General features: G+C 59.4%; 10 protein-coding genes and 1 tRNA gene. 5 read left to right on the forward strand and 6 right to left on the reverse strand.

What is annotated here, in order from left to right; genetic code table 11:
* Positions 1-3 precede the first annotated feature (3 nt).
* From ACESMB_RS13505 to ACESMB_RS13520, 4 genes are all read right to left on the reverse strand, one after another.
* Positions 4-80: transfer RNA gene (locus ACESMB_RS13505), tRNA-Val, on the reverse strand.
* 55 nt (positions 81-135) lie between these two features.
* Positions 136-1092: a DMT family transporter gene (locus ACESMB_RS13510; protein ID WP_372971805.1), complete on the reverse strand. Its 957-nt coding sequence runs from the start codon at positions 1090-1092 to the stop codon at positions 136-138.
* A gap of 109 nt (positions 1093-1201) precedes the next feature.
* Positions 1202-1816: a YceI family protein gene (locus ACESMB_RS13515; RefSeq protein ID WP_372927637.1), complete on the reverse strand. Its 615-nt coding sequence runs from the start codon at positions 1814-1816 to the stop codon at positions 1202-1204.
* Positions 1813-2535 (reverse strand): CDP-alcohol phosphatidyltransferase family protein, encoded by a 723-nt coding sequence (locus ACESMB_RS13520; RefSeq protein WP_372927636.1) that lies wholly within the window; start codon positions 2533-2535, stop codon positions 1813-1815. The genes ACESMB_RS13515 and ACESMB_RS13520 overlap by 4 nt, the downstream gene beginning before the upstream one ends.
* Before the next feature lie 68 nt (positions 2536-2603).
* Between ACESMB_RS13520 and ACESMB_RS13525 the strand changes: the two genes are divergently transcribed.
* The 4 genes from ACESMB_RS13525 to ACESMB_RS13540 are packed head-to-tail and all read left to right on the forward strand — an operon-like array spanning position 2604 to position 6906.
* Positions 2604-3620: a zinc-dependent alcohol dehydrogenase gene (locus ACESMB_RS13525; protein ID WP_372971806.1), complete on the forward strand. Its 1017-nt coding sequence runs from the start codon at positions 2604-2606 to the stop codon at positions 3618-3620.
* A gap of 32 nt (positions 3621-3652) precedes the next feature.
* Positions 3653-4051 (forward strand): 6-pyruvoyl trahydropterin synthase family protein, encoded by a 399-nt coding sequence (locus ACESMB_RS13530; protein WP_372927634.1) that lies wholly within the window; start codon positions 3653-3655, stop codon positions 4049-4051.
* The gene (locus tag ACESMB_RS13535; RefSeq protein ID WP_372971807.1) at positions 4038-5975 is read left to right on the forward strand and encodes a glycosyltransferase; all 1938 of its coding nucleotides are present in this window, start codon (positions 4038-4040) and stop codon (positions 5973-5975) included. The genes ACESMB_RS13530 and ACESMB_RS13535 overlap by 14 nt, the downstream gene beginning before the upstream one ends.
* A 1-nt stretch (position 5976) precedes the next feature.
* Positions 5977-6906 carry a lysylphosphatidylglycerol synthase transmembrane domain-containing protein gene (locus ACESMB_RS13540; protein ID WP_372971808.1) on the forward strand — a complete coding sequence of 310 codons (930 nt, stop codon included), beginning with the start codon at positions 5977-5979 and terminating at the stop codon, positions 6904-6906.
* Here ACESMB_RS13540 and ACESMB_RS13545 read toward each other — a convergent pair.
* Positions 6881-7753, reverse strand: a complete 873-nt coding sequence (locus ACESMB_RS13545; RefSeq protein ID WP_372971809.1) for a RibD family protein — start codon at positions 7751-7753, stop codon at positions 6881-6883. The genes ACESMB_RS13540 and ACESMB_RS13545 overlap by 26 nt on opposite strands.
* Positions 7754-7884: 131 nt before the next feature.
* Between ACESMB_RS13545 and ACESMB_RS13550 the strand changes: the two genes are divergently transcribed.
* Positions 7885-8133, forward strand: a complete 249-nt coding sequence (locus ACESMB_RS13550; protein WP_372927620.1) for a hypothetical protein — start codon at positions 7885-7887, stop codon at positions 8131-8133.
* Positions 8134-8141: 8 nt separating this feature from the next.
* On the opposite strand, the gene galU is transcribed toward ACESMB_RS13550, so the two are convergent.
* The gene (gene galU / locus ACESMB_RS13555) at positions 8142-8978 is read right to left on the reverse strand and encodes a UTP--glucose-1-phosphate uridylyltransferase GalU (protein ID WP_372927619.1); all 837 of its coding nucleotides are present in this window, start codon (positions 8976-8978) and stop codon (positions 8142-8144) included.
* Positions 8979-9392: the final 414 nt, after the last annotated feature.

Raw genomic sequence — 9392 nt, forward strand, 5'->3', positions numbered from 1 at the left:
AAATGGTAGGACCAGGCAGATTTGAACTGCCGACCTCTGCCATGTCAAGGCAGCGCTCTAACCAACTGAGCTATGGTCCTGTGTCCTGCAACGGGGAGGAAATATACTGATTCCGATGGGCATGGTCAACCTCTTTCAGGCGGTTTTCTGCTTTCTTGTCCAGCCTTTTACCGCCTTGCTGATGACACCCCAGCGATTGATCAGCAGAGCAAGGAATATCAGACCACAGCCAGCGAGTTGGGTGGCGGACATGGTTTCGCTGAACCAGCCCGCTGCGAACAGCGCAACCCATACCGGTTCCAGCACCAGAATGACCACCCCATGGCTATGAGCAGACAGGCTCTGGGCGTAGGTCTGCAGCAGAAAACGCCCCGCGGTGCCGACGATGGCACTGGCGATGATCCACATGGCAAGGATGCCGGAGAAGTTCTCCAGGGTTGGTGTCCAGGGTTCCAGCAGGGTGGATTCCACCAGCGTGACAGTACCCACAGTGAGCAGGGCAATGCTGGTCAGGGGCAGGGCGGGTACGCGGTGCTTTTCCACCGATTCTCCCCTGTTGTTGACCACGGTGCGCTGATTGGCGGCGCGGGTGTTCAGGGTGAAATACAATGCAAAAATGAACGCCGCACCCACGAAAAACAACTGGCCGATCTCGGGCCGGAAGCCGTTCTTCAGCGACAATAGCGCCAGCCCGGAAACGGCCACAGGAATCGCAAACCATGTGCTCAGTGGCTGCTCTTCCCGAAACACCACCCGGGCAAGCACCGGCACAATCACAACGCCCAGGCTGGTAAGAAAGGCGCCTTCCCCTACATGGGTGGCATGGAACAGGCCCATCACCCAGCAGGTCATTGCGACACCGAACACCAGCCCCACGCCGGCGCTGCGTTTGATCTGGTCCAGACTCAGCCTTTTCAGGGAAGGCCAGGCAATGACGGCCAGTACAGACCCGGCCAGCAGGAAGCGCATGGCCATGAACATCAGCGGTGGCATCAGCAGAACGGCTTCCTTGGAAAACATCCAGCTGATGGCTGCCATGAGCGTAACAAGAACCAGTAACAGGTCGGATTTATGGGTGTTCGAGAGGGGCATTCACATCCGCCTTGCAGAAGATCGACTGGGCCCGGCCTGGGGCAGGAAAGCGGCGGAGTTTATCATGGAAGGAGAAGAATGGCTCTTCCGTGAGCCGGGTGGTACGCCTTCAGAACCAGCCGGATTCACGGATTGCTTCCAGGCCGAAACGCAACTTCACTTCATCACCTACCAGGTCGTTCTCGATACCGTAGGTCATGCCCCAGTCACTGCGGTTGATGGTTGTTTCGGCGGTCAGGCCCAGAGTGTATTCCTCGTGACCAATGGGGTACTCGGCGGATTTGTTGAGTGTCACATCAAGGTCGACGGGCTGAGTCTGCCCCAGCAGTGTCAGGTCGCCGGTGACAACACCGGTGTTTTCCCCTGTAGTCTCGAACCCTGTGACTTCAAAGGTGATGTCCGGGAATTTTCCGCTGTCCAGGAAATCCTCGTTGCGAAGGTGTCCATCCCGCTTGTCATGGTTGGTGAACACGCTCTCGCTCCTGAACGTCAGTTTGCCGGAGTTGAGTTGCTTCTCGTCTTCGTCGTATTCGAACTGCCCCTCCACTTCCCGGAACATGCCCATTACTGGCGCGTAGCCGATATGCATTACCTCAAAGGCCATGGAAAAGTGCTCGTCATCAATAACGTAGGTAGCCGGTTCAGCAAGAGCGGCCGGGCTGGCCAGCGCCAGGGTGGCGGCAGTCGTTGCAGTCACTAGAGCGGTTGAAAAACGGGTTGTCATGGCTGTCTCCCTGTTTGATAAAGCCAGCGCAGGTCTGTAAAAAACGAATAGCACAGCAGCGCCAGTGCGAGTGCAAGTGTCCAGGTTGCGAACGCCGTGGGGGTGAGGGGCAGTATGGCAATCATCAGGGTCACCACCTGCCAGACACACACGGTTTTCCGTCGAAAGCTTTCAGGCAATGGCTGGTTCATGAAGTCCAGCCACTGGCCGGCGGCCAGAAAGGCATAACGCATCAGCCCGAGTGCCAGTACCCAGGCGCCGGCTTTCTCCAGGGCCAGCACGGCAACACAAAGCCCGAGGATAAACAGGGCATCCAGCTCCATATCGAAGCGGGCGCCGAAATCGGTGATGGATCGGGTCGCCCGCGCGATGGCACCATCAACCCCATCCAGAATCAGAGCCAGTAAACACAGTGACCCGTAAAGCCATAACCAGTTCCCCAGGCCTTCAAGAAAGGGAGCCAGGGCTACCAGCATGACAACCATTGCGGCACGCACCAGCGTTGCACGGTTCGCCCAGCCAAAATCCTGGCCCTGGGGCCAGAAGCAGTAAACGGGCAGGGCAACGGCCAGGTAAAGCAGGATCGCTACGGCGTAGTAACCACCGGGGAGCCCGAACCCGATTCCTGCCACTGCAACCATAAGCGCTGTCAGGCCAGCACCCCAGGCCAGATCGGCGGCCAGGGGCAGGTGGAATGTGCGGGTAGGGGAATCCATCATTAAACCTCTGCGTATGTGCTTCTCTATGCACTATAGTTGCTTACGTGCGCCGTAAGGAAACAGACGATATGACAAACGCATTCTGGGTCACCGGTCCCCTGGAAGGGAGGATTCGCGAGGCCACCTTTGACTGCCATCCACCGGCTGCGGCAACCGCCGACGACCCCGCGGTTGAGATCCGGGCGCTTTACTCGGGGATCAGCCGCGGAACCGAAGCCCTGGTTTTTGCCAATCAGGTACCGGAATCGGAATTTCACACCATGCGGGCACCCTTCCAGGAAGGAGATTTCCCGTTCCCCGTCAAGTACGGATACGCCAGCGTAGGCAAGGTAGTCACCGGCCCTGAAAGCCTCACCGGGCGATCTGTCTTTTGTCTGTTTCCTCACCAGACCGACTACCGGGTGCCGGCCTCCGCCGTGGTGCCCCTGCCCGGGGATCTGCCGGCGGGCAGGGCCGTGCTGGCTGCAAACATGGAAACGGCGGTGAATGGCCTGTGGGATGCCGCCCCCAGAGTGGGGGACCGGATTGCCGTGGTGGGCCTGGGCGTTGTGGGGTTGCTGGTCGCCTGGCTTGCAAGCCGTATTCCCGGCACCCGGGTGACGGCTATCGACACCAATCCCGGCCGGCAGGCTGTTGCTGAATCCCTGGGCCTGGATTTTCGGACCCATTGCCAGCGTGACGATCATGACCTGGTTATCCATGCCAGTGGTCATCCCGCCGGCCTGGAAACTGCCCTGCAACTGGCTGGCATGGAAGCGCGGATTATCGAGATGAGCTGGTACGGCGCCCAGGCTGTGCCTTTGTCCCTTGGCCATGCCTTTCACTCCCGTCGGCTGACCATCCGCTCGAGCCAGGTCGGGCATCTGAATCCCCAGCAGGTGCCGCGCTGGCAGTACCGTGATCGCATGTCCCTGGCGCTGGATCTGTTACGGGATGACGTTCTCGACAACCTGATCACCGGGGAAAGCCCCTTCGAAACACTGCCAGAGGTGATGGCGTCACTGGCCGGTGGAACCGGCGGTAACACTCTGACACCTCTGGCTTCTGAAACCCTGTGTCATCGTATTGTTTACAGGCACCACTGAAATCATTCATTTACACAAAGGAAACCGACCCTATGTTCAGTCTCACCGTAAGGGACCACATGATGATTGCCCATAGCTTCAATGGAGAGATTTTCGGCCCTGCGCAGGGCCTGCACGGTGCTACCTACGTTGTCGATGTGACTTTTGAGCGGGAGGCTCTGGACAGGGACGACCTCATCGTCGATATCGGGCTGGCTTCCCAGGTACTGTCGGAAGTGATCGCCGAATTCAACATGAAGAACCTGGACGATATTGACGAGTTTGCCGGCCGTAACACCACCACCGAGTTCATGGCGGCCACGGTTTTCGACCGCATGGCCGCGGCAATACACCAGGGCAGGCTGGGGGAGACTGGCAAAGGCCTGTGTTCCATGAAGGTAACGCTTGGCGAATCGCACATTGCCTGGGCCAGCTATCATGGCAAGCTCTGATGCGCCAAAATCGGTGCTTTTTGTGGTTCCCGGCAACCCTGATCAGAACACCGGTGGCTATCGGTACGTCCGGCAGATAGCCGAAGGGCTCAATGACATCGGGATCACAGCCAGCCGCGAGGGTTTGAGCGGTGCCTTTCCGCTGGTGGATCAACAGGCCAGTGAATCCCTGAACAGCCTGTTGGCCAACCTGGCTGATGGCACTCTGGTGGTTCTGGACGGGCTGGCAATGGGGGCACTGCCGGATATTGTCGCCGCCCATGCTCAGCGCCTGCGGATCGTGGCCCTGGTGCATCACCCGCTGGCCGATGAAACCGGCCTGCCAGCCAGCACCCGTGACCTGCTGTTCAGCGCCGAACGCAAGGCATTGGCCGCTGTGGCAGGTGTGATTACCACCAGCCCCCACACCGCGCAACGGCTGGGAGATTTTGACGTGCCGGCTAAGCGTATCCGTGTTGTTGAACCCGGCGCTGATACCATCAGCCTTGCCGACCAGACTGAAAAAGTACCGGGCAAGACCCTCAATATACTGTGCGTTGCCCACCTGTCGCCACGTAAGGCTCAGCACCAACTGGTTGAAGCCCTGAGTGGGCTGCAGCAGCTGCCATGGCAGTGCACACTGGCAGGCTCAACAGACCGGGACGCAGACTACGGCCAGAACATACGGGATCTTGTGCAGGACCTGGGGCTGGGGAATCGCATCACCCTGGCCGGCGAGCTGGATGATGACGGCCTGGAACAAGCCTACCGGCAGGCGGATATCTTTGTGTTGCCATCCCTGTACGAAGGCTATGGCATGGTTATCGATGAAGCCCAGGCGGCAGGCCTGCCGATCATCACCACAGATGGAGGAGCCCTGGCGAAGACGGGGAAGCGCCCCGGTATCCGGCAGTATCCGGCCGGGGATGTGGAGCAGCTAAAAAATTGCCTTGAGGCGTGGCTGCAAGACCCCGGGGAACTGACCCGCGTAACAGAAGAGGCAAATGACCAGGCGGAGCATCTGCGTCACTGGGCCCAGGCTGCCAGGGAATTCCGGGATGCCCTGGCCAGCCTGGCGCCATCCGATGATGCAACCGTGTTCGACAGCGACTGGCTGACCCTTCGTGAACCGGCCGACCATCAGGCCCGCAATCGTGCACTGATGGCAAGCGTGCTGGCCTGGACGGAGCAGGAATATGAAACCCCGGACCCAGCCAGCGGCAGGCATGCGCCGCCATTGCTGATAACGGACCTGGGTACCGGCACCGGCTCCAACGCCCGTTACCTTGTGCCGGCATTGCCGGTGCCGCAGCACTGGGTGCTGCTGGACCAGGACGAATCACTTCTGGCGCAGGCGGAAGAACGCATGCAGCGCATGGACGTGCCCGTGGAAACCCGGGTATGCCAGTTGACGGCCGCGCAACTGTCCGGCCAGATTCCGGAAGCAACCAGGCTGGTGACTGCCTCGGCCCTGATTGACCTGATGTCGGCAGACTGGCTGAAAGCACTGGCCAGGGCAGCTGCAGCACACAACGCCGGCGTCCTGATCGTGCTGACCTACGACGGACGGTTCGAGCTGTCACCGGCGGAGGACGACGACCACTGGATCATGGAAACCGTCAATGCCCACCAGCACCGCGAGAAGGGAGCCGGCGCTGCCATGGGGCCGGACGCCACCGGTTACCTGCAGGTGCAGCTCGCGGCCCACGGGTATCAGGTGTCACTGGCGCCCAGTCCCTGGCGGCTTACGCCAAAGCAGCCGGCGTTACAGACTGCGTTACTGGAAGGTTGGCAACAGGCGGTTTTCGAGCAGGTACCGGGCGAAAGGGAGCGTGCACAGCGCTGGTTCGACAGACGCCTGGCCCAGGCCCGTGAGCGGCGGCTTTCCATCCGCGTTGATCATCAGGATCTGTTCGCAAGGCCTGTGTCCAGAGGTGCCGGCTGACGTGCTGACACGAAGATGGCCGCCCTGGCTGCGATGGGCGCTGACGCTGTTGCTATTGCTGACAACGGCCTGGTTTCTGGATGTTTCCGTTGTCTGGCAGGAACTCGCCGGTTTCTCCCTGCCAATGCTGCTGGCGGCCATGGTGGTCTCTGTACTGCAGGTTCTGGTGTCGGCCTGGCGCTGGCGGTATACGGCGGGAAGGTTGTCAGTAGGCCTGCCTTTTGTGGTGGCGGTGCGGGAATACTATCTGGCGACGTTCCTCAACCAGGTATTGCCCGGCGGTGTCCTGGGTGACGTCAATCGCGCCTGGCGCCACAGTCTCGGCTCGGCAGCCCGGCTGGGGGCCGTCCACGCGGTCATGATCGAGCGGCTTTCCGGGCAGATGGTGATGGTATCCGTTGCCCTGGGGCTCGGGGCCTGGCTTGCGCTGCAGCAGGGCAGAATCGCGGGTGTCGTGGCTGATATGGGTGGCGGCGTTGCTGCGGTCGTGGTTCTCATTGTCGTTGTCCTGGGACTGCTCGCCCGTTTATGGGCCAGGGGGCGTGGATACGTGCATGCTCTGCGACGGGATATCCGCAGGGCTCTGCTCAGCTGGCCCGCGATTGTAGTGCAGGTGTCTTCATCGGCCGTGGTAGTGGCGACCTACCTGTGCGTGTTTGCGTTGCTGGCTGTGGGTGCCGGCTACTGGTCGGAACCGCAGCAGGCGCTGGCGCTGCTGGCACTATGCAGCCTGCTGTTGCTGGCGATGGCAGTTCCCGTGAGCGTGGCTGGCTGGGGTGTGCGCGAGGGCGCCGCCGCGTTACTGTGGCCGCTGGCGGGACTGCCCCCGGAGCAGGGCGTGGCATTGAGCGTGGGTTACGGGCTGGCGGTACTGATCTCAAGCCTGCCTGGCGCGGTGTTCATGGTCAGTGGCCGGCATCCTGCCGGCTGAAATCCAGATCAAACAGCATATCGCTGCCAAGGTCCACCATCTGTGCCCTGGGGCGCAGGGCGCTGCCAAGCTGGCTGATTTCCGGCAGCGAAAAGGCGGGCCGCCCGCTGCCGATAATCATTGGCGCCACCATCACGTGCAGTCGGTCAAGCAGATCCGCGTTGAGAAATTCCGAGACCGTAAGCCCGCCACCTTCCACGAAAATCTTCCGTAAGCCAAAGTCTGCCAGCACTGCCAGAATGTGAGCGGGAGTGGTGGCGTCGCTGCTGTCCAGGCAGGGCACCTCGGTCACTCCGTGTCGGGGTGTCAGCTTGTTGCCCGACTGGTATTGTCCGGCAACCAGTCTGAGGGTGGGCGAGGCTTCGTCGCAGAAAAGGTGATGATCGTCCGGCACGCGCCGGTTGCGGTCGATCACTACCCGCACGGGATTAACGCCGGGCGCTTTGCGAACGGTAAGCCGGGGGTTGTCGGTAGCGGCGGTGCCGGCGCCCACAACCACCGCTTCGGACACGGCACGCAGGCGATGCAGGTGGGTAATGCCGTCTTCACCGTTGATGAACTTCGAGGCACCGGTCACCGTGGCGATACGGCCATCCAGGCTTTGCCCCATCTGACCCACCACCCGCGATGGCGCTTCTTTCGACAGAGGGCAGCACAGGGGCAGGAAAACCGAAAGCAGGCTTCTGGCCTCTGCATCGGCAGGGATGCGTAGCTGCCAGTCGCCGCCGGTGCCGATGGTCAGTGCCGGGTTGTTGCTACCGGGCAGTGGCAGTGTCACGTTACTGCGGTCCACTGCCTCCAGAATCAGCGTCCAGGCCGTGTTTTTGTCCAGTATCTGTGCCGCCATACCGAGTAATTCCGTTGCTGGTGGATTCATTATAGGCAGATTGTGTGTAAAGCTATAGGTACGTTACATTTCCGGTTTGATTCACTGAAAGTGCAATCAAGTGTCCAGAAACCTGGCCGGGGACAATCCCTATGCGCTACCTGAAAACGCAAATACCCGTGGAAGACCTGCTGCAGCTGAATGACAGTGGTGACGCCAGCCAGCTGGAACTGCCGGGAATTGCTCTCAGTGAAAGTGATGAGCTGGCTGTGGCGCTTGAGGTGCTTGAACAGGAAATCAGCCGGGTCCAGCTGTCGGAAGAAGAGATGGAACTGCTGCGCCGGTTCCGGAAAACCTCCGTAGAGAACCGGCGCATGGTCTTGCAGATCCTGGGCGGCTAGAAAACCGCCTACTTGCCTTTCTTGTAGATATTCTCGTAGACGTAGTTGGTGGCTTCCACAAAGCCATCAATGCTGCCGCAGTCAAAACGACGCCCCTTGAACTTATAGGCCAGCACGCATCCATTCCGTGCCTGCTCCAGCAGTGCGTCGGTAATCTGGACCTCACCATTCTTGCCCGCAGGTGTACGCTCGATGATATCGAAAATATCGGGCGTGAGAATGTAGCGGCCGATGATCGCCAGGTTGCTGGGGGCGTCTTCAGGAGCAGGTTTTTCGACCATGTCGGTAATGCGATACAGACCGTCCTTCATGGATTCACCGGCAATCACACCGTACTTGTGGGTCTCATCCTCCGGTACTTCCTCAATGGCAACGATCGAGCAACGGAACTGGTTGTAAAGTTTTACCATCTGGGCCATCACGCCCACGCCATCACTGTCTGCCACACAGAAGTCGTCGGCCAGCACCACCGCGAACGGGCTGTCGCCCACCAGATTGCGACCGGTCAGAATGGCATGGCCCAGGCCCTTCATTTCGTTCTGGCGGGTAAAGGCAAAAGAATTGTGATCGATCAGGTCACGGATGGAAGTCAGCAGGTCTTCCTTGCCGGAGCCGGCGATCTGGTGTTCCAGCTCGAAGCTGATGTCAAAGTGATCCTCTATGGCGCGCTTGCCCCGCCCGGTCACGAATCCGAATTCATGAATACCCGCTTCAGAGGCTTCCTCAACCCCGTACTGAACCAGCGGTTTGTTCACAACCGGCAGAATCTCTTTGGGCATGGCCTTGGTGGCGGGCAGAAAACGGGTGCCGTAGCCGGCAACAGGGAAGAGACACTTCTTGATCATAACGTTCGTCCTTATATTCGCTTTAGTCACGGCCTGTTATGAGCCAGTCATCCATGAAGGCTGACTCACGAAGTATGCCAAGTGTAACCAAGTTGTTGGTTTAAATGGAGGCTGGGGTGCCTGATTGTAGAGATTGGTAATAAGGCGAACCTGTTCACCCTTGCTCTTGGCTGTTGATTTGCATAGAAAAAACTTTCAAAGAACGCCGTAAATGACTGTAATGTATACACATTATCTTTGTAAAAAATGGCAACGGCGGCTGGATTTATCCATCCTGATGCAATACATTTCTTCTGTGAAAAATTATTCAGAATAACCGGCTTACCTTCCACGTCGTGGCCGGCGCTATCTGGCGGGAACCGAAGCATTGAAACCACTCCTGTTGATTGCACTTTTTTGGTGCATTATCAGTCA

The sequence above is a fragment of the Marinobacter sp. genome, from assembly GCF_041686475.1.
Taxonomy (GTDB): Bacteria; Pseudomonadota; Gammaproteobacteria; order Pseudomonadales; family Oleiphilaceae; genus Marinobacter.